Source organism: Verticiella sediminum (assembly GCF_007558815.1).
GTDB classification, from domain to species: domain Bacteria; phylum Pseudomonadota; class Gammaproteobacteria; order Burkholderiales; family Burkholderiaceae_B; genus Verticiella; species Verticiella sediminum.
In genome coordinates this window covers 79,579-101,290 of record NZ_VLTJ01000022.1, presented here as the reverse complement: position 1 = coordinate 101,290, position 21,712 = coordinate 79,579, and the positions used below count along the sequence as shown (strand labels likewise).

Genomic DNA, 21,712 nt, shown 5'->3' with positions numbered 1-21,712 from the left:
GGTTCATCGCGGCAAGGGATAGTCGGCCGCGATGTGCCGGTGCCGGAAGGGCAGCCGCGAGAGGTCCAGGCAGGCCGGTCCGGGCGCATCGCAGTCGATGATGCGCACGCAGCGATCGGCGAAGGCCGCGCGAAAGTGGTTCTTGGCCTTTACGCAAAGCAGGCGCAGCCGCGCCGGGTCCACGCCGTGCAGGGCATAGAACGCCGGGTCGTCCGCGGCGGCCACGTCCTGCGTGACGATCACGCGAACCTCGGGCTGATCGGCCAGGCGCAGCAGCGCTGTGCGTCCGCAACTGCGCTGCACGCCGGTCTGCATGGGACCGACGTTGCGGAACCGGCCTTCGGTCAGGGCCTCGACCGTGACGCGCACGCTCACCGGGGCGCCGAACTGCGGGCCGTACCTGCCGCCCAGGGTGACGTCGAGGCTGGCGTCCACGCCGGCGGCCCAGGCAGCCCGGACCGCCTCGGGCGTGGCGAAGCTTGCGAATAATGTCGGTACTTTCGGTTCGGCGGCGAGCAGCGCCGCGAACAGACCCGTGGTATCGCCGCCGCCGCCCGACAAGGGATTGTCGGCCGAGTCGGTGATGGCGATCAGGCCGGCCTCTTGGGTCCCCAGCGCATCGGCCAGGGCCTCGGCGGGGGAGGGCAGCGTCACGCGGAACGCCGGCGCGAGCGCCTCGATGCAGGCCATGACTTCGCTCGCCGCCGCCGCGGCGGCGGAGCCGGCCGGGTCCTGGGCCGCATCGCTCACCACGAATACCGAGGCGCCGGTGGCCGGCGTGTCGGCATAAGGAAAACCGCCGAACACGTTCACGTCGAGCACCGGCGCGCGGGTGGCCGAGCGCGCGGCCTGCTCGATCGTGCGCATGGGTCCGGCTGCGGTCCGCATGTTCATGCTCGGCAGAATCAGGCCCCGATTGAGCAGCGCGCGGCGGGTACGCAGGCCTTCTTCGGCGCAGCGGCGCAGGCCGTCGAGCACCCGGCCGGCAGTCGCGTCCATGTCCACATGCGGATGCGTGCGGTACACGCTGGCGACATCGAGCACCTCGGCCCAGGCCGGGTCCATGTTGCCATGCAGGTCGAAGCTCGCACCCACGGGGGCTAGCGGCACGATGCTGCGCACCAGGCGGGCGATGCGCAGCTCCGGGGTCGGGTCGTCGACGGTGATCGCCGCGCCGTGCAGCGACAGGTAGACCGCATCCCAGCCGCCGTCCTCCAAACCCGCCCGCAGCCCTGCCTGCAGTTCGTCGGCGTAGGCGGCGTAGACGTCCTCGGTGATCGGCCCCGCGGGCAGCGCCGCCGCGCAGCGCAGCACGACCACTTCCCATTCCGGGTGGGCGTCGGCGAACTGCGCAACCGCCCCCAGTTCGGTGGCGGTGCCGCGCATGGCGTCGAGCACGCCGGCGCCGGCCTGCCACTCGTAGGCTTCGAAGCGCGCCCTGTCGGCGGCGATCGGGCCGAAGGCATTGCCCTCGAACCACAGGCGCGCCACCGCGAGTCGTCTGCGCCGCATCAGTTGGCCACCTCGATATCCTTCAGGACTTCGGCGTAGCGCTCGCGCTCGGCGGCGAGATGCTGGGCCAGGCGCGCGGGCGGGCCGCCGACCAGCGTCGCGCCCAGGTTGCTGAAGCGCTCGACCATCGTGGGGTCGTTCCGGAAGGCGTCGACGGCGGCGGCGATGCGTTCGGTAATGGCGTCGGGCGTGCCCGCGGGGGCGACCAGCACGAACCAGGAGGGCAATACGTAGCCGGGCACCGTCTCGGCCACGGGAGCGATGCCGGGCAGCACGTCCAGCGGCTGCTCGCTGGCTACGCCCAGCGCGAGCACCTGACCGGAGCGGATGTTGGCGAGCGCGGTGGGCACATTGTCGCCGGCCAGCTCGATGTGCCCAGCGATCAGGTCGGCGGTGGCCTGCGCCGCGCCCTTGTAGGGCACATGCGAGATGTCCACGTGGGCCAGTTGCTTGAGCAGTTCGAGCTGGATGTGGCCGGTGCTGCCCACGCCGGGCGAGCCCCAGTTCAGCTTGCCGGGCTCGGCCTTGGCGCGTTCGAGCAGGTCCTGGATGTTCTTCATGCCCGTGGCGGGATTGGCCAGGATGACGTTGGGCACGTCGGCCACGTAGGAAACGGCGGCGAAGCTCGTGGCCGCATCGAAGGGCATGCTGGCATAGACATGCGGATTGATCGCCAGCGGCCCCGGGGTGGCCATGAGCAGCGTGTAGCCGTCGGGTCGCGCGCGGGCGACTTCCGCGGCGCCGATGTTGGCGCCAGCGCCGGGCTTGTTCTCGACCACGACCTGCTGGCCGAGCGCCTTGCCCACGCCGTCGGCGACGATACGGGCGAGCACGTCGGTGGTGCCGCCGGGGCCGAAGGGCACGATCAACTGGATCGGGCGGCTGGGCCACTCGGCGGCGTTGCCGGTAAGCGCGCCGGTCATGAGCAGCGTGGCGACGACCGGGCGCAGCCATCGCGGCAGGGAGGAGGAAGACGTCAGTGGCATGGCAGGGTCTCGATGGGTGGAGAGTGAGGCGGCCCGGCGCACCGGACCGGAGGGGAACGGCTTTACAGCGAGGCGTCGGTTTCGCGGGTCAGCGCGCCGTACAGATCGGGACGGCGGTCGCGCCGCGCCGGGTAGGCAATGCGCGCGTGTTCGACGATCGATCGATCGATGTCCGCGACCAGGAGCGCCTCGCTGCGCGTATCGGCGCTCTGCAGCACGCTGCCGTCGGGCGCGACGATCAAGCTGCCGCCGCCCATGTCCCAGTCGCCTTCGCGCCCAACTTTGTTGGCGGCGACGAGATAACAGCCGTTCTCGAAGGCGCGGGTGCGCAGCACTTCCTGGAACATGTGCACGCGCGGCGTGGCGTAAGGCGCGAGGAGCAGCTCGGCGCCGTTGAGCATCAGCGCGCGGGCCGTCTCGGGAAAGCCCATGTCATAACAAATGCCCACGCCGACGCGCCACTGGCCGACGGCATAGGTGTCCAGGCGCGTGCCGTAGCGGAAATAGATCTTCTCCAGGCTGCGCACGGCCGCCGGGTGCACCTTGCGGTACTTGAAGCGGATCTCCCCGGCGCGGTCGATGTGCATGGCCGTGTCGAAGTAGAGGCCCGCGTCGGCGCGCTCGTACAGCGTGGCGAGCACCGCGATGCCATGGCGCTGGGCCGCGGTGCGCACCGCGTTCACCGTGGGCCCGTCCTCGGGCTCGGCGAGCGCGTGGTAGGCGGGGTCCTGGTACTGCGCGAAGAAGATCGTGTTGAAGAATTCCGGCAGCACGACCAGTTCGGCGCCCTCGGCGGCTGCCTGGGCAATGTATTCGCAGGCCCGAGCCACATTGCGCTGGACGTCGGTCGAGCTGCACATCTGTACGCTGGCGATCCTCATGAGGCAATCGGCTCCGTCGGATGCGTCCGGCGGATGGCGACGGACGCATGGTGTTGAGAACAAGTGATCTATTTTCTGATAGATTAGATCATATGTTCCACACGCCGTTTCGGCAAGCCTTCTTCGTCATGACCCACATCTTTCACCGAACTCCCCGCGTTCCCCTGCAGACTGCCGTGCGCGGCGAGGGGTGCTATCTCTTCGACGCCGACGGCCGGCGTTACTTCGACGGGTCGGGGGGCGCGGCAGTGTCGTGCCTGGGGCACGGGCATCCGGAGGTGGTGGCCGCCGTGGCGGCGCAGGTGCAGCGCCTGGCGTATGCGCACACCAGCTTCTTCACCTCGGAGCCGGCCGAGCAATTGGCCGATCTGCTCGCCGGGCGCTCGCCTGCGGGGCTGGCGCACGCCTATTTCGTGTCCAGTGGGTCAGAGGCCGTGGAGACCGCCTTGAAGATGGCCCGCCAGTACCATGTGGAGCGCGGCGAGGCCGGCCGGCGCCATGTCGTCTCGCGGCGCCAGAGCTATCACGGCAATACCCTGGGTGCGCTCGCCATCGGCGGCAACGCGGGCCGCCGCGCGCTGTACGAGCCGCTGCTCGCCGAGGCGCATCATGTCTCGCCGTGCTTTGCCCGGCATGGCCGGCAAGCCGGCGAGTCGGATGCGCAGTATGCCGAGCGCCTGGCCGATGAGCTGGAGCAGAAGATCCTCGCGCTGGGGCCACGGACCGTGAGTGCGTTCGTGGCCGAGACGGTGGTCGGCGCGACCGCGGGAGCCGTCGCTCCCGTCCCCGGCTACTTCCCGCGCATTCGCGCCGTGTGCGAGCGCCATGGCGTGCTGCTGATCCTGGACGAGGTGATGAGCGGCATGGGGCGCACCGGCACCTACCATGCCTTCGAGCAGGAGGGCGTGGTGCCCGATCTGCTGTGCCTGGCCAAAGGGCTGGGCGGCGGATACCAGCCGATCGGCGCCGTGCTGGCCGCCGCGCGCGTGGTCGATGCCATCGTCGGCGGCTCGGGTGCGTTCCAGCACGGGCACACCTATGTCGGACATCCGGTCGCTTGCGCTGCCGCGCTCGCGGTGCAGACGGTGGTGGAGCGCGACGGACTGGTCGCGCGCGTGGCCGAACTGGGCAGAGGGCTGGATGCGCGCCTGCGCTCGCGCTTCGGCGATCATCCGCACGTGGGGGATATCCGTGGGCGGGGCCTGTTCCAGGCGATCGAGCTGGTGCGCGAGCGCGACACCGGCGAGCCCTTCGACCCCGCGCTGCAGGTGCACGCCCGCGTCAAGCGGGCAGCGCAGGAGCGCGGGCTCCTGTGCTATCCGGCAGGCGGCACCATCGACGGCAGGCGCGGCGACCATGTGCTGCTGGCACCGCCCTACATTGCCAGCGTCGGTCAACTGGACGAAGCCGTCGAGCGACTCGGCGAAGCCCTGGATGCCGTGGTGCGGGGCTTGCCGGCCTTAGAATGAGGCCCCCCGGGCGACGGTCCGCATTTCAGGAGTAGGGATGGACAAGCGCGAAGTCGACCGATTGATCGAGGAGCAATACCCGAATCTGCCGCCCATCCTGCAGCGCGCGGCGCGCTATGCCATCGATAATCCGAAGGCCATCGCGCTGAATTCGATGCGCAGCGTCGCCGCCGAGGCAGGGCTGCAGGCGAGCGCGATGCACCGGCTGGCGCGCCAGCTCGGTTTCGACGGCTACGACGCCATGCGCGAGGTCTATCGCACCTGGCTCGCCGAAGGCACCGGATCGTTCGCGGCGCGCGCCTCCGAGTTGCAGAAGCGAGGCGCGCACGACCAGGCCGAGAGCCTGCTCGCCGAACTGGTCCAGGCCGAGTTCCGCAATCTGCAGGGGCTGTTGGAGCCGGGCACCCAGCGGGCCATCGCCGGCGCTCGCGACGTGCTGGCCCAGGCGCGCCACATCTATGTGGTGGGGCTGCGCAGCCTCATGCCCGCAGCGTTCTATTTCAACTATGCCTGCGGCATGTTCCTGCAGAACACCACCTTGTTGTCGGGCATCGGCGGCACCTTCGCCGACGACCTGCGCCGCGCCGGCAAGGAGGATGCGCTGCTGGTGTTCAGCTACGCGCCGTACGCGCGCGACGCCGTGTCGGCGGTGCGCTTTGCCCATGCCCAGGGGGTGCGCGTCGTCAGCGTGACCGACAGCGCCGTATCGCCCATCGCCGCGCCCGCCACGGCCCTGGTGCTGCTCGCGAACGCGACGCCTTCGCTGTTCCCGTCGGTCGTGCCCGCGCTAGCCGTGGCCCAGGCGCTGGCCGCGTTGCTCGTGGCGGGCGGAGGAAAGGACAGCCTGCGCGCGATCGCGCGCAGCGAAGCGCAGTTGCGCGAGTTCTCGGTCTATCACCAGGACGCCAGAAGCTGAACCGCATCCCGCTCAAGGTTTGCGCCGCAGAAGCGCCAGCGTGAGCGCCTCAGGCCCGCGCCGCCTTCCCCTGGGGGAAGGTGCCCGCGTAGCGGGCGGAAGGGGCCCTCACCTCCCCCAGGAATCCCGCAGCGTCACCGAGCGATTGATCACCGGCTTCTCGGGCGTCGAGAGTTCGCGATCCGCCGTGAAATAGCCCAGCCGCTCGAACTGCCAGGTGGCGCCGGGCGCCGCCTGTACGCCGGGCTCCAGCCAGCCCTGCACCACCTGCTTCGAGTCGGGGTTGAGCGCGGCGATGAAGTCCTTGTCGCCGGCGTCCGGGTGCGGATCGGAGAACAGGCGGTCGTACAGGCGCACCTCGGCCGGCACGGCATGCGCGGCGCTGACCCAGGTGATGTTGCCCTTCACCTTGACGCTGTCCGCGCCGGGCGTGCCGCTGCGCGTCTCGGGCAGGTATTCGGCCTGGACTTCGACGATGTTGCCCTCGGCGTCCTTGACCACGCCGGTACAGCGCACGACGTAGGCGTACTTCAGGCGCACCAGGTTGCCCGGGAACAGGCGGAAATACTTCTTGGGCGGCTCTTCGCGAAAGTCGTCGCGCTCGATCCAGAGCTCGCGCGAGAACGCAAACTCGCGGACGCCGGCGTCGGGCGCATGCGGGTTGAGCGGCGCGGTGCAGGTTTCTTCCTGCCCCTCCGGGTAGTTGGTGATGACCAGCTTGACCGGGTCGAGCACGGCCACCGCGCGAGGCGCCTTGGGGTCCAGGTCATCGCGCAGCGCCTGCTCGAGCAGGGTGTAGTCCAGGCGCGAGTTCGCCTTGGACACGCCGGTGAGGTCGCACAGCGCGCGGATGGACGCCGGCGTGTAGCCGCGCCGGCGCAGGCCGGCCAGGGTCGGCATGCGCGGGTCGTCCCAGCCCTCGACGTGGCCGTCGCGCACCAGTTGCAGCAGCTTGCGCTTGCTGGTGACGATGTAGCTGAGGTTCAGGCGGGCGAACTCGTACTGGTGGGGCAGCGGGTCGCGCAGCTTGCCGAGCTCGGCCAGGCGCGCGAGCAGCCAGTCGTAGAACGGGCGCTGGTCCTCGAACTCGAGCGTGCAGATGCTGTGCGTGATGCCCTCGAGCGCATCCTCGATGGGATGGGCGTAGGTGTACATCGGGTAGATCGGCCAGGCATCGCCGGTGCGGTGATGGCTGGCGTGGCGGATGCGGTAGAGCACCGGGTCGCGCAGGTTGATGTTGGGCGAGGCCATGTCGATGCGCGCGCGCAACGCCATCGAGCCGTTCGGATGCTTGCCTTCGCGCATTTCGCGCAGGCGCGCGAGCGATTCCTCGGGCGCGCGTGCGCGCCAGGGCGAATCCCGGCCCGGCTCGGTCAGGGTGCCGCGCGTGGCGCGCATCTCGTCAGGGCTCTGCTCGTCCACGTAGGCGTGGCCGGCCATCACCAGGGCCTCGGCGCATTCGTACATGAAGCCGAAGTAGTCGCTGGCGAAGAAGCAGTGGTCGGTGCCGTTGGCCTGCCAGTCGAAGCCCAGCCACTTGACCAGGTCGACGATGGCGTCGACGTACTCCTGGCTCTCCTTCTCGGGATTGGTGTCGTCGAAACGCAGGTGGCACACCCCGCCGTAGTCGCGCGCCAGGCCGAAGTTCAGGCAGATGCTCTTGGCGTGGCCGATGTGCAGGTAGCCGTTGGGCTCGGGCGGGAAGCGGGTGCGGATGCGGGCGGGGTCGGGTCGGCCGCTGGCCGCCAGCTCGGCGCCGGACGCAGGATGCCCCGCCCAGAGCTTGCCCTCGAACCGCTGGGCGGCAAGGTCGGACTCGATCTGGTGGCGCAGAAAGTTGGCGGCGGGCGCAGTGGGTGCGGTCATACGTAGTGGTAGGCGATTTTCGCGACGCAAAGGACGATTTTGCCACGTAATCCGCAACAATCATGAATGCACGGGCAGCGGGGCGCGAGGGTACACTGGCCGCGTTACCGGTTGTGTCGCCGCCCGCCGGAACAGGCGCATCGCCCGCGCCGCCCGGGCGGCGCGCCCCGTGTGCGAGATTCCGGAAGCAAAAGCTGCGCCAAGTCCTTAAAATACGTCCGATGGGTACGAATTCAACCACTACTTCGCGCGCCGATCCGCTGGCCCTGCTCCAGCAGGTCTTCGGTTATGAACGCTTCCGCGGGCACCAGCAGGCGGCGGTCGAGCACGTCGTGGCCGGGGGCGACGCTCTCGTGCTCATGCCTACGGGCGGCGGCAAGTCGCTGTGCTATCAGGTGCCGGCGCTGGCGCGCGAGGGCACGGGGGTGGTGGTGTCGCCGCTCATCGCGCTGATGCAGGACCAGGTCGACGCCCTGCTCGAACTCGGAGTGCGCGCAGCCTACCTGAACTCCAGCCAGACGCTGGACGAGGCGCGCGCGGTCGAGCGCGCCTTCGTCGCCGGCGAGCTGGACCTGCTCTACGTGGCGCCCGAACGCCTGCTCACCGAGCGCTGCCTGGCCTTGCTCGAGCGCGGCCGCATCGCACTCTTCGCCATCGACGAGGCGCACTGCGTGTCGCAATGGGGGCACGATTTCCGGCCCGAATACATGGGCTTGTCGCTGCTGCACGAACGCTGGCCCGACGTGCCGCGCATTGCGCTCACCGCCACGGCCACCGAGGCCACGCGCCAGGAGATCGTCACGCGCCTCGGCCTGGAGGCGGCCGCGCAGTTCGTGTCGAGCTTCGATCGCCCCAACATCCGCTATCGCATCGTCGAGAAGAACGACGTGCGCCGCCAGCTCCTCGGCTTCATCCAGGGCGAGCACGCGGGCGATGCCGGCATCGTGTATTGCCTGTCGCGCGCCAAGGTCGAGGACACCGCCGAATACCTGTGCGGCCAGGGCATTGCCGCGCTGCCCTACCACGCGGGCCTGCCCGCCGAGGTGCGCGCGCGCAACCAGTCGCGCTTTCTGCGCGAGGACGGGCTGGTGATGGTGGCCACGATTGCCTTCGGCATGGGCATCGACAAGCCCGACGTGCGCTTCGTCGCGCACATCGACCTGCCCAAGTCGGTGGAAGGCTACTACCAGGAGACGGGCCGCGCGGGCCGCGACGGCCTGCCTTCCCAGGCATGGCTGGCCTACGGCCTGCAGGACGTGGTGCAGCTACGCCGCATGATCGACGAATCCGACGGCGACGAGCAGCACAAGCGGCGCATGGGCGCGCAGCTCGACGCCATGCTCGGCCTGTGCGAGACCGTCGAATGCCGGCGCACGCGCCTGCTCGCTTACTTCGGCGAAGCCTCGCCCGCCTGCGGCAACTGCGACACCTGTCTGGAGCCGCCGGAGGCCTGGGACGGCACCGTCGCCGCCCAGAAGGTGCTGTCGGCCGTGTATCGCCTGTGGAAGGAGCGCGGCCAGCGCTTCGGCGCCGGCCACATCATCGACGTGCTGCGCGGCAAGAAGAATGCGCGCATCGAGCAGTACGGCCACGATGCCCTGTCGGTGTTCGGCGTGGGCGCCGACCTGTCCGAGCGCGACTGGCGCGGCGTGCTGCGCCAGCTCATCGCGCACAGCCTGCTCACCGTGGACCACGAGGGCTACGGCACACTCACCCTCACCGAGGGCAGCCGCTCGGTCCTGAAGGGCGAGCGCCAGCTCATGCTGCGCCGCGAATCCGAGCGCGCCACGCGGGTGCGCGAGAGCCGGCCGCGGGCGCCGGTGATCGAGCTGGCGCCCGAGGCCGAGGAGCGCTTCGTGCGGCTGCGCGCCTGGCGCGCCTCGGTAGCGCGCGATCACGGCGTGCCTGCCTACGTCATCTTCCACGACGCCACCTTGCGCGAGATCGCCCGGGCCTGCCCCGAGTCGCTGGACGAACTCGCCCGCATCAACGGCGTGGGCGAGCGCAAGCTGCACGCGTACGGTGAAGCCATCCTCGAACAAGTGGAGCGCCCCCAAGGCCGGACTGCGTCCGGCCCGCCCCCCGAGGGGGATGGGAAAACTTGGGGCGGCCCGGCCTTTTCCCAGGAGGTCCATTGAAGCCAGCTCTGCAACTGCGCGCCTCGCAGCACCTGGCCCTGACACCCCAACTGCAGCAGTCGATCCGCCTGTTGCAGATGTCCACGCTCGAGCTCGAGACCGAGATCGAGCAGGCGCTGCAGGACAACCCCATGCTCGAGCGCGAGGATGCCGAACCCGGCGAGCCGCCGCGCGAGACCGTCAAGCTGCAGCGCGGCGAACGGCGCGGCGACGGCGAACTGGACGACGAGGCCATGCAGCAGGAAGCGCCGCCGCTCTCGCTCGCCGAGCACCTGATGCAGCAGCTCAAGTTCACCCAGGCGTCGCCGCGCGATGCGGCCCTGGTCGAGCTGCTGATCGGCGAGCTGGACGATAACGGCTATCTGTCGGTCGGCCTGGACGAGGTCGAGGCCATGCTGCCAGCCGAACTGGAGGTGGACGACTGCGAGCTGCGCATGGCCTTGAACCTGCTGCAGTCGTTCGATCCGGCGGGCGTCGGCGCGCGCGACATGGCCGAATGCCTGGCGATCCAACTGCGCCAGCCCGACCTCGACGTCTTCCCCGAGCTGGCCGACGCCCGCGTGCTCGCCTGCACCCGCCGCTTGTGCCAGCAGCACCTGGCGCTGCTGGCGGCGCGCGACTACATCCAGCTCAAGCGTACGCTGCAGTGCGACGAAGCCACCCTGCGCACGGTGCAGTCGGTGATCCGGCGGCTCAACCCGCGGCCGGGTTCGCGCTTCGGTGCGCGCGAGGCGCAGTACGTCATTCCCGACATCATCGTGCGCCAGGTCCGCGGCCGCTGGGTGGCCGAGCTGAACCCCGAGACCATGCCGCGGCTGAGCGTGAATCAGCTTTATGCCAGCATCGTCAAGAGCGAACGCGGCAGCGGGCTCGCGGATCAACTGCGCGAGGCGCGCTGGTTGATCCGCAATATCCAGCAGCGCTGCGACACCATCACCCGGGTGGCGCAGGAGATCGTCGATCGCCAGCAGGGTTTCTTCGAGCACGGCGCGATCGCCATGCGGCCCCTGGTGCTGCGTGAGATCGCCGAGGCGCTCGAACTGCACGAGTCCACCATCTCGCGCGTGACCACGCAGAAGTACATGCTGACGCCGCTGGGCACGTTCGAGTTCAAGTATTTCTTCGGCAGCCAGGTGTCCACCCAGGCGGGCGGCGTGGCCTCCGCCACGGCGGTGCAGACACTGATCCGGCAGATGATCGCCGCGGAAAACGCGCACAAGCCGCTGTCCGACAACAAGCTTGCACAGATGCTGGCCGAGCAGGGCATGGTCGTCGCCCGCCGCACCGTGGCCAAGTATCGCGAGGCCCTGCGCATTCCGCCGGCGTCGCAGCGCAAGACGCTGTAGCCGCTGCGCGGTGGCGCTGCATGCGCATCTGGCCCACGGGCATGAGTCAGGCTGCCGATCTGCCGATCTGCCGGTCGAGCTGGCGCACGCTCCAGCCGCCGCGCAGCGCTTCGGCCCGCGATGCGCGAGGAAGAACCGCCGCATGTTCTCCAGGTTGTCCGGGCTGAACCGATAGCCAGCGGGATGACTTAGTTCTCCAGCCTCTCGGCCTCCAGGCGTTCAAGCTGGCGGAAGGGAGCCGCTCATCCATCCGCATTAAACAATTGGTTGCAATTTTTCGGGCCTAGTCACTTCCAGCCAGGATGACGGCACGTTGATCGATGGTTGTCGTCAACGTGCCATCATCGTCGTTCAAGATCGCTCATTGGCTTATAAGTAAAAGGCAAATCCACCGTATTGCAGAGTCGGCCCAGGCCTCCGTACCATCCGCCTGCTGTCCATCCATCAGGAGTTGCCATGCTGTCCGCCGACACCTCTGCACTGCGCCATCGATACCGTGAGCATCCGGTTCACGTCGCCCGCCGCCCGTCCGCCCGCGATGGCGCGCAGCGCTGGTCGGCCCAGCAGGTGCTCGCCCTGTATGAGTTGCCGCTGGCCGAACTGCTGGACCGCGCCCGCCAGGCCCATCTGGCGCATTTCGTGCCGAATGCCGTGCAGCTCTCCAGTCTGCTGTCGATCAAGACCGGCGGCTGCCCCGAGGATTGCGGCTACTGTCCGCAGTCGGCGCAGTTCGACACGGGCGTCGAGCGCGAGGCGCTGTTGCCGCTCGAGGCCGTGCTGGCGGCTGCCCGCTCGGCCAAGGCGGCGGGCGCGAGCCGCTTTTGCATGGGGGCCGCCTGGCGCAGTCCCAAGCCGCATCAGGTGCAAGCCGTTGCCGAGATGGTGAGCGAGGTGAAGGCACTGGGCCTGGAAACCTGCGTGACGCTCGGCATGCTGCGCGAAGGGCAGGCCGAGGTGCTGCGCGATGCGGGCCTGGACTACTACAACCACAATCTCGACACCTCGCCGGAGTACTACGGCAAGGTCATCAGCACGCGGACCTACGCGGACCGGCTCGAGACGCTGGCCCGCGTGCGGCAGGCGGGCGTGAAGGTCTGCTGCGGCGGCATCGTCGGCATGGGCGAAACCCGCGAAGACCGGGCCGGGCTGATCGCCGAACTGGCCAGCCTGGACCCGGCGCCCGAGTCGGTGCCGATCAATCATTTGATCGCCGTGCCCGGCACGCCGATGGCGGATGCGCCGCCGCTGGACCCGATCGAGTTCGTGAAGACGATCGCGGTGGCGCGCGTTGCGATGCCCGCGTCGGTGATTCGCCTCTCGGCCGGGCGCGAAGCCATGGACGACGCCACGCAGGCGCTCTGCTTTCATGCCGGCGCCAACTCGGTGTTCTATGGCGAGACGCTGCTCACCCGGGGCAATCCGCAACTCGAGGCCGATCGCCGCCTCTTCGCCCGCCTCGGCCTGCACGCCAGCGAGCGCGACCCGCACCTGCAAGCCGACCAACCGAACCCTCGCGCCGAGGCCGCACCATGCTCTATCTGATCGCCAGCATCGCCTGCAGTGTCGCCGTTTCCGTGCTGTTGAAGCTCTTTCGCCGCTGGGGCGTCGAGCCGGCGCAGGCGATCGTCATGAACTATGCCGTCGCCCTGGCGCTCGCGCTGGGCCTGCTGCGCCCGTCGCTCGAGCAGCTCGCCGCGCCGGCGACGCCCTGGGGCGTGCTGATCGCGCTGGGGGTGCTGCTGCCCTCGGTGTTCCTGGCGATGGCCGCCTCGGTGCGGCATGCGGGCATCGTGCGCAGCGATGCGGCGCAGCGCCTGTCGCTCTTCATCCCGCTGCTCGCCTCGTTCTTCCTGTTCGGCCAGGACCCCACGGCGCGCACGGTGGGCGGCATCGCGCTGGCGTTCGCGGCGCTGTTCTGCCTGCTGCGCCGCCCCGCCGACACGCCGGCCGAGGGCGGCCCGTATGCCTGGGCCTGGCCGCTCGCGGTCTGGGTGGGCTACGGCGTCATCGATATCCTCTTCAAGCAGATGTCCAAGGCGGGCACGGCGTTCGGCGCGGGCCTGGTCGCATCCTTCGCCCTGGCCGGCGTGCTGCTGTTCGCGTTCCTGCTGCTGCGGCGTACGCGCTGGCAGTTGCCGCACCTGGCCGCCGGCGTGGGGCTGGGCTTGCTCAACTTCGGCAACATTTTCTTCTACATCCGCGCGCACCAGCAGTTTCCGCAGGACCCGGCCCTGGTCTTCTCGGCCATGAACATCGGCGTCGTGTCGCTGGGCGCGCTGGTGGGGGCCCTGGTGTTTCGCGAGACGCTGAGCCGGCTCAACCTGGTCGGCCTGGCGCTCACCATCGTCGCGATCGTGGTGATGATTCCGCGCTGAACCCGCGGCGGGGGCGTACCGGCCGCAGGTGCAGCGCGGCCGGCGCGGCGAACGAGCCCGTGGCGCCGCGGCGCCACGGGCTCGATGCGTCCGCCAACGGTATGGCGTTTGCTACTGCGACGGGCTCCGGCCGCGGCATCCCGATCCTCGGGCATCTTCGTTCCTCGCTTTCGATGGACGAGCGCCACGGCCCCATCCACCGAGGGGAGCCGCATGGCAAAGACCAAGGACAGCAACGGTAAGGGCAAGGGCAAGCCGACAGGCACTGCCGTCGATACCGGTTTTGGCACGACCGACAGCGGGCCAGCGGGCCCGGCACCTGCGCGCAGCGCGAACCCGCTCATCGGCAAGGCCGCGGCGACCGACGCCGCCTCTGCCGGCATTCCCTACAACCAGCACAAGGCCGGCGAGCATGGCCTGGACCATGGCCACGCGCCTCCGCAGGGCGAATCGGTGGCGGTTGCGCCCGAGGCCGCGGCCAGCACCTTGTCCGAGCAGAACGAGACGGCCAAGACGGGCCAGCCGGCCCAGGCCGGCGTCAACGCCGTGGGCGGCGGCCTGGATCGCGTGCGCGTGGATTCCGGCGGGCAGGTCCTGACCACCAACCAGGGCGTGCCGGTCGCCGACAACCAGAATTCGCTCAAGGCCGGGCTGCGCGGGCCGGCCCTGCTCAAGGACTTCATCCTGCGCGAGAAGATCACGCACTTCGATCACGAGCGCATTCCCGAGCGCATCGTGCACGCGCGCGGCTCGGGTGCCCACGGCTACTTCGAGTGCTACGACGCCCTCACGCAGCTCACCTGTGCCGCGCCATTCGCGGCCAAGGGCAAGCGCACGCCGGTGTTCGTGCGCTTCTCGACCGTGGCCGGCGAACGCGGCTCCAAGGACACGGCGCGCGACGTGCGCGGTTTCGCGATCAAGTTCTACACCGACCAGGGCAACTGGGATCTGGTCGGCAACAACATCCCGGTGTTCTTCATCCAGGACGCGATGAAGTTCCCCGACCTGATCCACGCCGTCAAGCCCGAACCGCACCACGGCATGCCCCAGGCGGCTTCCGCGCACGACACCTTCTGGGACTTCATGTCGCTGATGCCGGAGTCCACCCACATGATCATGTGGGCAATGTCCGACCGTGCGATCCCGCGCAGCTACCGGATGATGCAGGGCTTCGGCGTGCACACCTTCCGCTTCGTCAATGCCGAGGGCGAGTCGGTGTTCGTGAAGTTCCACTTCTCGCCCAAGCTCGGCACCCATTCGCAGGTGTGGGACGAGGCGGTGAAGGTCTCGGGCGCCGATCCGGACTTCCACCGTCGCGACCTGTGGGAAGCCATCGACGCGGGCGAGTACCCCGAATGGGAAATGGGTATACAGGTGTTCGACCAGGCGCAGGCCGACAGCTTCAGCTTCGACATCCTGGATGCGACCAAGATCATCCCCGAGGAACTGGTGCCGGTGACGCCGATCGGCCGCCTGGTGCTCGACCGCAATCCGGACAACTTCTTCGCCGAGACCGAGCAGGTCGCATTCTGTACGGCGCATGTGGTGCCGGGAATCGATTTCACGAACGATCCGCTGTTGGCCGGGCGCATCCATTCCTACGTGGATACGCAGATCTCGCGGCTGGGCGGGCCCAACTTTCATGAGCTGCCCATCAATGCGCCGCTCGCGCCGGTGCACAACAACCAGCGCGACGGCATGCACCGCCAGGCCATCCATCGCGGTCGCGTCGCCTACGAGCCGAACTCCCTGGCCGGCGGCTGTCCGTTCCAGGCCGGCGCGAAGATGGGTTTCGTGTCCTTTCCGGAGCCCGTCACGCAGGACGAGGTGCGTGGCAAGCCGGAGAAGTTCGCCGAGCACTACAACCAGGCAACGCTGTTCTACCGCAGCCAGTCCGAGCCCGAGCAGCAGCACATCATCGGTGCCTTGACGTTCGAACTGAGCAAGGTCACGGTGCCGGCGGTGCGCCGGCGCGTGGTCGCCGGCCTGCGCAACGTCGACGAAACCCTGGCGCAGGCGGTGGCCGACGGCCTGGGCATGCTGGACCTGCCTGATCCGCTGCCGCGTGCGATCGAGCCGCCCAAGCCCGAGGTCGAGGTTTCGCCCGCGCTCTCCCTCCTGGCGCGGCCCGGCGACGGCAGCGTGCGCACGCGCAAGGTGGCCTTGCTGGTGGCCGACGGCGTGGACGGTGGGCAGGTGCTGGCGCTGGCCAAGGCGCTGATCGGCGCGGGCGTGGTGGTGCGTATGGTCGGGCCGCATCTCGGTCGCGTGGCGGGCGGCGGCACGGATCTGGACGCCGACGCTTCGCTGGACAACCATCCCTCGACAGTGTTCGACGGGGCCATCGTGGTGGACGGCGAGCAGGCCGCCGCCGCCCTCTCGGCCGATGGCAGGGCGCTGGAATTCCTGCGCGACACCTACCGGCACGCCAAGACCCTCATGGCGGTCGGCGCCGGCGCGAAGGTGCTGCAAGCCGCCGGCATCGACACCCAGGGAAGCGTCGATGGCCTGCTCGTCGCCAAGACGCACGGCGCCAAGGATGCCGATACGTTCTGCGCGGCATTGGCGCTGCACCGGCACTTCTCGCGCGAGACCAACCCGCCGCAGGTGTAGGCGGGAGGGAGTGCCGCCACGCTTGCCGCTGCGTGGGCGGCGCTGCCCCGGGCGGGAGCGCTTTCTTGTCTTGGGGCGACCCTACGACAAAAAAACACGGGGCCGTGCAGGCCCCGTGTTCGTCTGCCCGGCAGCATGCGCTGCCGGAGCGGGCTCGGGCTCAGTCCGCTGCGGCGGGCAGCACGGTACCGGCCGCGCTGCCGAAGCCGATGCGCGGGTAGCCCGGTTTCTCGCACCAGGCGCGCAGGATGACTTCGTCGCCGTCCTGCAGGAAAGTGCGTTCCTCGCCCCAGGGCAGGGTGAGCGGCTTCTGGCCGCCCGAGGTGAGCTCCAGCAGCGAGCCGGCTTCCTCGGGGGTCGGGCCGGACTGGGTGCCCGTGCCGAGCAGGTCGCCGGCCTGCAGGTTGCAGCCGTTGACGCTGTGGTGGGCGACGAGCTGCGCAACGTTCCAGTACGAGTGACGGAAGCTGGTTTCGGACAGAACCGCCGGGGCGGACTTCCCGGCGCGCGACTTCTCGGTGGTGAGCAGCGTCTGCAGGCGGATGTCGTAGGCGCCGCCCTCGCGGTTGCGGGGCGAGTCCAGGTAGGGCAGCGGCTGGGGATCGCCCTCCGGGCGTTCCCAGGCGACGCGAAAGGGCTCCAACGCCTCCATCGTCACGATCCAGGGCGAGATGGTGGTGGCGAAGTTCTTGGCGAGGAAGGGGCCGAGCGGCTGGTACTCCCAGGCCTGGATGTCGCGCGCGGACCAGTCGTTGAGCAGGCACAGGCCGAAGATGCGGGTGTCGGCGTCGTCCAGGCCGATGCGCGTGCCGAGCGCATTGCCCTGGCCCATCCACACGCCCATTTCGGTCTCGTAGTCGAGGCGGCGGCTGGCGCTGAACTCCGGCGCGCTGGCGCCCTTGGGCAATACCTGGCCCATGGGGCGCACGAAGCGCTGGCCGGACACGCCGATGCTCGAGGCCCGGCCGTGGTAGCCGATCGGCACCCACTTGTAGTTGGGCATCAAGGGGTTGTCCGGCCGGAACTGCTTGCCCACCGTGGTGGCGTGGTGGATCGAGGCATAGAAGTCGGTGTAGTCGCCGATGCGCGCCGGCACGGTGAACTCGGCATCGGCCTGCGGCACCAGGGCGCCGGCCAGCGCCTGCCGCAGCGGGGAACCGGTGCGCAGCGCGCGCGAAAGGGCCAGGCGCAGCGCGGACCAGGTCTCCTGGCCGGCCGCCATGAACTCGTTGAGCTGGCCGCCGGGCTGGTCGCAGGCGGCGAGCGCGACCGCCGCCAGCCCGTCGAACGGCTTGTTCCTGGCGAGCTCGCGCAGATCCAGGATCTGCTCGCCGATGCCTACGCCGGGACGAAAGCCCCCGGGCTGGCCGCGGCGGCGAAAGACCGCGAAGGGCAGGTTCTGGATCGGGAACTCGGTGCCCGGCTGGTTGGCGGATTCGACCCAACTGGTGAGCGCGGGGTCGTGGGTTTCGTTCAGGTTGGCCATGTAGGGATAATGTCTCTGGATCTTGTGCTTCAGGGTTGCTCGGGGTTGAAGTGCTTCCTCAACGCCTGCCAGCATTGATAGTAATCGCTCTGCAACTGCGGCGACGCCAGGGCGCGCTCGGTCGGCCGGATGACGCCGCGGGTCTCGAACATGAAGGCCATGGTGTCGCGGATGTAGTGCGGCTTGGTGGTGTCGGCCTTGCTCGCGTTCTCGAAGGTGCCGGCGTCCGGGCCGTGGCCGCTCATGCAGTTGTGCAGACTGGCGCCGCCGGGCGCGAAGCCTTCCGCCTTGGCGTCGTAGACCCCCTGGATCAGGCCCATGAACTCGCTGGCCACGTTGCGGTGGAACCACGGCGGGCGGAAGGTGTTCTCCATCGCCAGCACGCGTGGCGGGAAGATCGCGAAATCCATGTTGCCCACGCCGTGCGTGTCGGTGGGCGAGGTGAGCACCGTGAAGATGGAGGGGTCCGGGTGGTCGAAGCTGATCGAGCCGACCGCGTTGTAGCGGCGCAGGTCGTATTTGTAGGGATAATGCGTGCCGTGCCAGGCCACCACGTCGAGCGGCGAATGGTCGAGCGCGCATTGCCAGAAACCGCCGGTGAACTTGGCGATCAGCGTGAAGTCGCCGTCCACGTCCTCGTAGGCCGCCGCGGGCGCCAGGAAGTCGCGCGCATTGGCCAGCCCGTTCGAGCCGATCGGGCCGAGTTCGGGCAGGCGCAGCACCGCGCCGAAGTTCTCCAGCACGTAGCCGCGCGCCTCGCCGTCCATCAGTTCGACCGCGAAGCGCACGCCGCGCGGGATCACGACGATCTCCAGGGGTTCGACCTCCAGCACGCCCAGCTCGGTGCGAAAACGCAGACGGCCCAGTTGCGGCACGATCAGCATCTCGCCGTCGGCGTTGTAGAAGTAGCGCCCGCGCATGTCCTGGTTGCAGGCATACAGGTGGATGCCCACGCCGGTGTGCGCGCCCGGGCCGCCGTTGCCGGCCCAGGTCGTCATCCCATCGACGAAGTCCACCGGGGTCTCGGGCAGGGGCAGCGGGCTCCAGCGCAACTGGTTGGGCGTGACCGGGCCGGTGCCGAAGTCGCTCTCCCATCGCTGCGCGCCGTCGTAAGGCTTGAAGGGCCGGTGCACCACGCCGGGCCGGATGCGGTACAGCCAGGAGCGGCGATTCTCGTTGCGCGGCGCGGTGAAGGCCGCGCCGGACAGTTGCTCGGCGTACAGCCCGTAGGGGCAGACCTGCGGCGAGTTGCGGCCCTCGGGCAGCGCGCCGGGCAGGGCTTCGGTCGCGTGGGCGTTACCGAAGCCGGAAAGATAGCGTCGTTCCATGAATGTCTCCTGGTCAGCCCGCCTGCAGCAGGCGCATTGCGCTATTGTGCGAGTTCGGCTGCACCATGACGAGATGAATGGGAGAATAAGGGTTATTCACCACAAGAATGTCCGGAGAATGACTGCCCCGTGCCTGACATCAAAAAAACCTGGGTAAAATATAGGGACAACGGCCGCTGCCTGGCTGGCGCGTACGCCCCGGCAGCCGCGGCCGGCCCCGGCTGCACCCGAGCATGCCCGGGCGCTCGTCGACCTTTCAGGAGCAGGTCCCATGCCTTCCATCCCCGTGCGCTGGTCCGGTGCGCTCGCACTGGCCAGCGCCATGGCCGTTTGCGTCCAGGCCGTCGCTGCCGATCGGGTCGTGCAGATCGTCAACCGCACCGGCGTCACCCTCAACGAGTTCTATGCGTCGAACACCGATACCGACAGTTGGGAAGAGGACATTCTCGGCAAGCTGGTGCTGAGGCCGGGGCAGTCGGTGGAGATCGAAATCGACGACGGCACAGGTGCCTGCCACTTCGATTTCAAGGGCGTGTTCGACGACGGGGACGAGGTCATCGAGAACAGCGTGAACGTCTGCCGGGGCGGCGCGTTCTCGTTCAACGACTGAGCGCCGTGCCGGCGCCGCCGGGTTGCGTGCGCACCGTCTGCATGCGGCGTGCGAGCTTGCCATGATCGACCTGCGCACGCTCGACCTGAACCTGCTGGTGATCCTCCAGGCGCTGCTCGAGGAACGCAGCATTTCCGCGGTCGCGCGCCGGCTGAACCTGTCGCAGCCGGCGGTCAGCAATGCCCTGCGCCGCTTGCGCAACGCCCTGGCCGACGACTTGTTCGTGCGCAGCGCACAAGGCATGCAGCCCACCCCGTTGGCCGAGCGGCTCGCCGAACCTGTGGGCGAGGCGCTGTCGCTGCTCTCGCACATGCTCGACTTTCGCGACGACTTCGAACCAGCGATCGGTACACAGCGGTTTCGCGTCGCCATGTCCGACGTGGGCGAGATCCATTTCATGCCGCGCCTGCTGGCGCGCTGCGCCGTGGACGCGCCCGGCGTGCGCATCGACACCGTGCGTGTGGCGGGGGCCGAGCTGCGCCGCGACATGGAGGCGGGCCGGGTGGACCTGGCCGTGGGCGCCTTCTCCGAGGACATGGGCAGCGGCTGCTTTCAGCGCATGCTGTTCCGCCAGGGGTATCTCACTCTGCATCGGCCGGCGCATCCCCTGGCCCGGCCCGGCATGCCGCTGGCCGCCTTCGTCGCCGCCCGGCACCTGGTCATTTCGCGCGCCTTGCCCTACGGCGACGTGAACCAGGCGCTGGAGCGCGCCGGCGTGCCCTTGCACGAACACTTCAGCGTCCCGCACTTCAGCGCCGTGCCGTTCATCGTCGCCGAGAACGACGTGCTTGCCACCGTGCCGGAAAAGCTCGCGCAGAGCGTGGCGGGACGCTTCGGCCTGCGCACGTTCGTGCCGCCGCTGCCGGTGCCGCCCTTGCAGACGCACTTGTTCTGGCCACGGCGGTTGCATCGGGACGCAGCCAACCAGTGGCTGCGCGGGTTGATCGTGGCGATGTATGGCGCCTCCGCCGGGTGAGGCTGCAAGCTACACCGGCACCTCGTCCGCCGCGTAGGTGAACAGCCACTCGTAGCGTTCGCGCACGCGGGCTTCGTGCCATTCGCGCTCGACGTAGGCGGCGGCGCCTTCGGCGTGCGCGAGCGCGGGATTGTGAAAGCGCCGCGCATTCTCGGCCGAGCCGTGTACGACGCGCGCAGTGCGCGCCACGCGCGCCTCCTGGTAGCGCTGCAGGGCGGTGGGCACGTCGGCGTGGGCCTCGAGCGAGCGTGCCAGCACCAGGCCGTCCTCGATGGCCATGGCCGCGCCGGACGCCAGCATCGGCAGCGTCGGGTGGCAGGCGTCGCCGAGCAGCGTGATGCGCCCGCGCGACCATTGCGGCAAGGGTTCGCGCAGCATCAAAGCCCACTTGAAGGGCGTTTCGAGCGCATGGATCAGGGTCTGGACGTCCTCGTGCCAGCCGGCGAAGTCGCGCGAGCATTCTTCGACGCTGCCGGCTTCGGTCCAGGATTCGACCTGCCAGTCGTCGCGTTCGAGGATGCCGACGAAGTTGACCAGTTCGCCGCGGCGCAAGGGATAGTGGATGACGTGCGCGCCCGGGCCGACCCAGTTGTAGGCCAGGGGCTCGCGCAGGTGCGCGGGCAGGCGTTCGGCGGGGATGACGCCGCGCCAGGCGAGCTGGCCGGAGAAGCGGGGCTGGTCGGCGCCGAACAAGCGGGTACGGACCGCCGAGTGCACGCCATCCGCGCCGACCAGCAGGTCGGCGTCCTGGCGCCGCCCGTCGGCCAGGGTCACGCCGACGCGGCCATCATTTTCGTCCACGTCGGCCACCCGGGCGCCGAGCACGATGGCCTGCGGATCCAGGGCGAGCACGGCGTCGGCCAGGATGCGGTGCAGGTCGGCGCGATAGATCGTGAAATACGGGAAACCGTAGCGGGCGACCGATTCGCTGCCCAGGTCGAACAGCAGCCAGGTCTGCCCGGTGTTCCAGAGCCGGATGCGCTTGCCTGCCGCCGGGTTGGCGGCCGCGCGCAGCGCGTCCTCCAGCCCCAGGCTGAACAGTACCCTGTTGGCGTTGGCGCTGAGCTGGATGCCCGCGCCGACTTCGCGCAGTTCACTGGCCTGCTCCAGCACCTTGACGGGATGGCCGCGGCGCAGCAGGGCGAGCGCTGCGGTGAGCCCGCCCAGGCCGCCACCGGCGATCAGGACTTCGGGACGAGAGGGCATGAAG

The 21,712-nt window shown here is 69.3% G+C and carries 15 protein-coding genes and 1 pseudogene; 9 read left to right on the top strand and 7 right to left on the bottom strand.

The features are described from left to right. Nucleotides 1–3: 3 nt before the first annotated feature. The 3 genes from FOZ76_RS11200 to FOZ76_RS11190 all read right to left on the bottom strand — a co-directional run bounded on the left by FOZ76_RS11200 (nucleotide 4) and on the right by FOZ76_RS11190 (nucleotide 3,379). Nucleotides 4–1,512, bottom strand: a complete 1,509-nt coding sequence (locus FOZ76_RS11200; RefSeq protein WP_143948344.1) for a M81 family metallopeptidase — start codon at nucleotides 1,510–1,512, stop codon at nucleotides 4–6. After that, nucleotides 1,512–2,498 (bottom strand): Bug family tripartite tricarboxylate transporter substrate binding protein, encoded by a 987-nt coding sequence (locus tag FOZ76_RS11195; RefSeq protein ID WP_246129435.1) that lies wholly within the window; start codon nucleotides 2,496–2,498, stop codon nucleotides 1,512–1,514. Before FOZ76_RS11195 ends, FOZ76_RS11200 begins: the two co-directional genes overlap by 1 nt. A 62-nt stretch (nucleotides 2,499–2,560) precedes the next feature. Then, complete coding sequence (locus tag FOZ76_RS11190) at nucleotides 2,561–3,379, bottom strand: carbon-nitrogen hydrolase family protein (RefSeq protein ID WP_143948343.1); 819 nt, start codon at nucleotides 3,377–3,379, stop codon at nucleotides 2,561–2,563. A 92-nt stretch (nucleotides 3,380–3,471) separates the two neighbouring features. Here FOZ76_RS11190 and FOZ76_RS11185 point away from each other — a divergent pair, with 92 nt between their 5' ends. After that, nucleotides 3,472–4,848 carry an aspartate aminotransferase family protein gene (locus FOZ76_RS11185; protein WP_425473265.1) on the top strand — a complete coding sequence of 459 codons (1,377 nt, stop codon included), beginning with the start codon at nucleotides 3,472–3,474 and terminating at the stop codon, nucleotides 4,846–4,848. Between the two features lie 37 nt (nucleotides 4,849–4,885). Continuing rightward, on the top strand, nucleotides 4,886–5,764 hold the full coding sequence (locus FOZ76_RS11180; RefSeq protein WP_143948342.1) for a MurR/RpiR family transcriptional regulator: 879 nt from the start codon (nucleotides 4,886–4,888) through the stop codon (nucleotides 5,762–5,764). A 108-nt stretch (nucleotides 5,765–5,872) separates the two neighbouring features. On the opposite strand, the gene FOZ76_RS11175 is transcribed toward FOZ76_RS11180, so the two are convergent. Further along, nucleotides 5,873–7,630, bottom strand: a complete 1,758-nt coding sequence (locus tag FOZ76_RS11175) for a glutamine--tRNA ligase/YqeY domain fusion protein (RefSeq protein ID WP_143948341.1) — start codon at nucleotides 7,628–7,630, stop codon at nucleotides 5,873–5,875. 221 nt (nucleotides 7,631–7,851) lie between these two features. Between FOZ76_RS11175 and recQ the strand changes: the two are divergent. From recQ to FOZ76_RS11150, 5 genes and pseudogenes are all read left to right on the top strand, one after another. Further along, nucleotides 7,852–9,684: pseudogene (gene recQ / locus FOZ76_RS11170) on the top strand (DNA helicase RecQ); the annotation flags it as partial. An 80-nt stretch (nucleotides 9,685–9,764) separates the two neighbouring features. Continuing rightward, a complete protein-coding gene (gene rpoN / locus FOZ76_RS11165; protein WP_143948339.1) occupies nucleotides 9,765–11,114 on the top strand; it encodes an RNA polymerase factor sigma-54 in 1,350 nt (449 codons plus the stop codon). A 456-nt stretch (nucleotides 11,115–11,570) separates the two neighbouring features. Further along, complete coding sequence (bioB, locus tag FOZ76_RS11160) at nucleotides 11,571–12,656, top strand: biotin synthase BioB (protein ID WP_143948338.1); 1,086 nt, start codon at nucleotides 11,571–11,573, stop codon at nucleotides 12,654–12,656. Then, nucleotides 12,644–13,489, top strand: a complete 846-nt coding sequence (locus FOZ76_RS11155) for an EamA/RhaT family transporter (RefSeq protein WP_143948337.1) — start codon at nucleotides 12,644–12,646, stop codon at nucleotides 13,487–13,489. The genes bioB and FOZ76_RS11155 overlap by 13 nt, the downstream gene beginning before the upstream one ends. A 213-nt stretch (nucleotides 13,490–13,702) precedes the next feature. Then, complete coding sequence (locus FOZ76_RS11150) at nucleotides 13,703–16,102, top strand: catalase (protein ID WP_143948336.1); 2,400 nt, start codon at nucleotides 13,703–13,705, stop codon at nucleotides 16,100–16,102. A 160-nt stretch (nucleotides 16,103–16,262) separates the two neighbouring features. On the opposite strand, the gene fahA is transcribed toward FOZ76_RS11150, so the two are convergent. Together fahA and hmgA are read right to left on the bottom strand one after the other, a co-directional pair. Further along, nucleotides 16,263–17,588, bottom strand: coding sequence for a fumarylacetoacetase (gene fahA, locus FOZ76_RS11145; protein WP_143948335.1), 1,326 nt, complete (start codon nucleotides 17,586–17,588; stop codon nucleotides 16,263–16,265). A 29-nt stretch (nucleotides 17,589–17,617) separates the two neighbouring features. Beyond that, nucleotides 17,618–18,916: a homogentisate 1,2-dioxygenase gene (hmgA, locus tag FOZ76_RS11140; protein WP_143948334.1), complete on the bottom strand. Its 1,299-nt coding sequence runs from the start codon at nucleotides 18,914–18,916 to the stop codon at nucleotides 17,618–17,620. 271 nt (nucleotides 18,917–19,187) lie between these two features. Between hmgA and FOZ76_RS11135 the strand changes: the two genes are divergently transcribed. Both FOZ76_RS11135 and FOZ76_RS11130 read left to right on the top strand, forming a co-directional pair. Continuing rightward, nucleotides 19,188–19,526 (top strand): hypothetical protein, encoded by a 339-nt coding sequence (locus tag FOZ76_RS11135; protein WP_211366204.1) that lies wholly within the window; start codon nucleotides 19,188–19,190, stop codon nucleotides 19,524–19,526. A 61-nt stretch (nucleotides 19,527–19,587) separates the two neighbouring features. Beyond that, complete coding sequence (locus FOZ76_RS11130; protein ID WP_143948333.1) at nucleotides 19,588–20,502, top strand: LysR substrate-binding domain-containing protein; 915 nt, start codon at nucleotides 19,588–19,590, stop codon at nucleotides 20,500–20,502. A gap of 9 nt (nucleotides 20,503–20,511) precedes the next feature. Here the strand turns inward: FOZ76_RS11130 and FOZ76_RS11125 are convergent, their stop codons facing one another. Beyond that, nucleotides 20,512–21,708 carry an FAD-dependent monooxygenase gene (locus FOZ76_RS11125; protein WP_143948332.1) on the bottom strand — a complete coding sequence of 399 codons (1,197 nt, stop codon included), beginning with the start codon at nucleotides 21,706–21,708 and terminating at the stop codon, nucleotides 20,512–20,514. Between the last annotated feature and the right edge of the window lie 4 nt (nucleotides 21,709–21,712).

Bases quoted from the DNA above. Each gene is read 5' to 3' on its own strand.
- FOZ76_RS11195 (WP_246129435.1), bottom strand. From the start codon at position 2,498: ATGCCACTGACGTCTTCCTCCTCCCTGCCGCGATGGCTGCGCCCGGTC.
- bioB (WP_143948338.1), top strand. From the start codon at position 11,571: ATGCTGTCCGCCGACACCTCTGCACTGCGCCATCGATACCGTGAGCAT.
- FOZ76_RS11200 (WP_143948344.1), bottom strand. From the start codon at position 1,512: ATGCGGCGCAGACGACTCGCGGTGGCGCGCCTGTGGTTCGAGGGCAAT.
- FOZ76_RS11190 (WP_143948343.1), bottom strand. From the start codon at position 3,379: ATGAGGATCGCCAGCGTACAGATGTGCAGCTCGACCGACGTCCAGCGC.
- hmgA (WP_143948334.1), bottom strand. From the start codon at position 18,916: ATGGAACGACGCTATCTTTCCGGCTTCGGTAACGCCCACGCGACCGAA.
- FOZ76_RS11185 (WP_425473265.1), top strand. From the start codon at position 3,472: ATGTTCCACACGCCGTTTCGGCAAGCCTTCTTCGTCATGACCCACATC.
- fahA (WP_143948335.1), bottom strand. From the start codon at position 17,588: ATGGCCAACCTGAACGAAACCCACGACCCCGCGCTCACCAGTTGGGTC.
- FOZ76_RS11175 (WP_143948341.1), bottom strand. From the start codon at position 7,630: ATGACCGCACCCACTGCGCCCGCCGCCAACTTTCTGCGCCACCAGATC.
- FOZ76_RS11180 (WP_143948342.1), top strand. From the start codon at position 4,886: ATGGACAAGCGCGAAGTCGACCGATTGATCGAGGAGCAATACCCGAAT.
- FOZ76_RS11125 (WP_143948332.1), bottom strand. From the start codon at position 21,708: ATGCCCTCTCGTCCCGAAGTCCTGATCGCCGGTGGCGGCCTGGGCGGG.
- FOZ76_RS11135 (WP_211366204.1), top strand. From the start codon at position 19,188: ATGCCTTCCATCCCCGTGCGCTGGTCCGGTGCGCTCGCACTGGCCAGC.
- FOZ76_RS11130 (WP_143948333.1), top strand. From the start codon at position 19,588: ATGATCGACCTGCGCACGCTCGACCTGAACCTGCTGGTGATCCTCCAG.
- FOZ76_RS11155 (WP_143948337.1), top strand. From the start codon at position 12,644: ATGCTCTATCTGATCGCCAGCATCGCCTGCAGTGTCGCCGTTTCCGTG.
- FOZ76_RS11150 (WP_143948336.1), top strand. From the start codon at position 13,703: ATGGCAAAGACCAAGGACAGCAACGGTAAGGGCAAGGGCAAGCCGACA.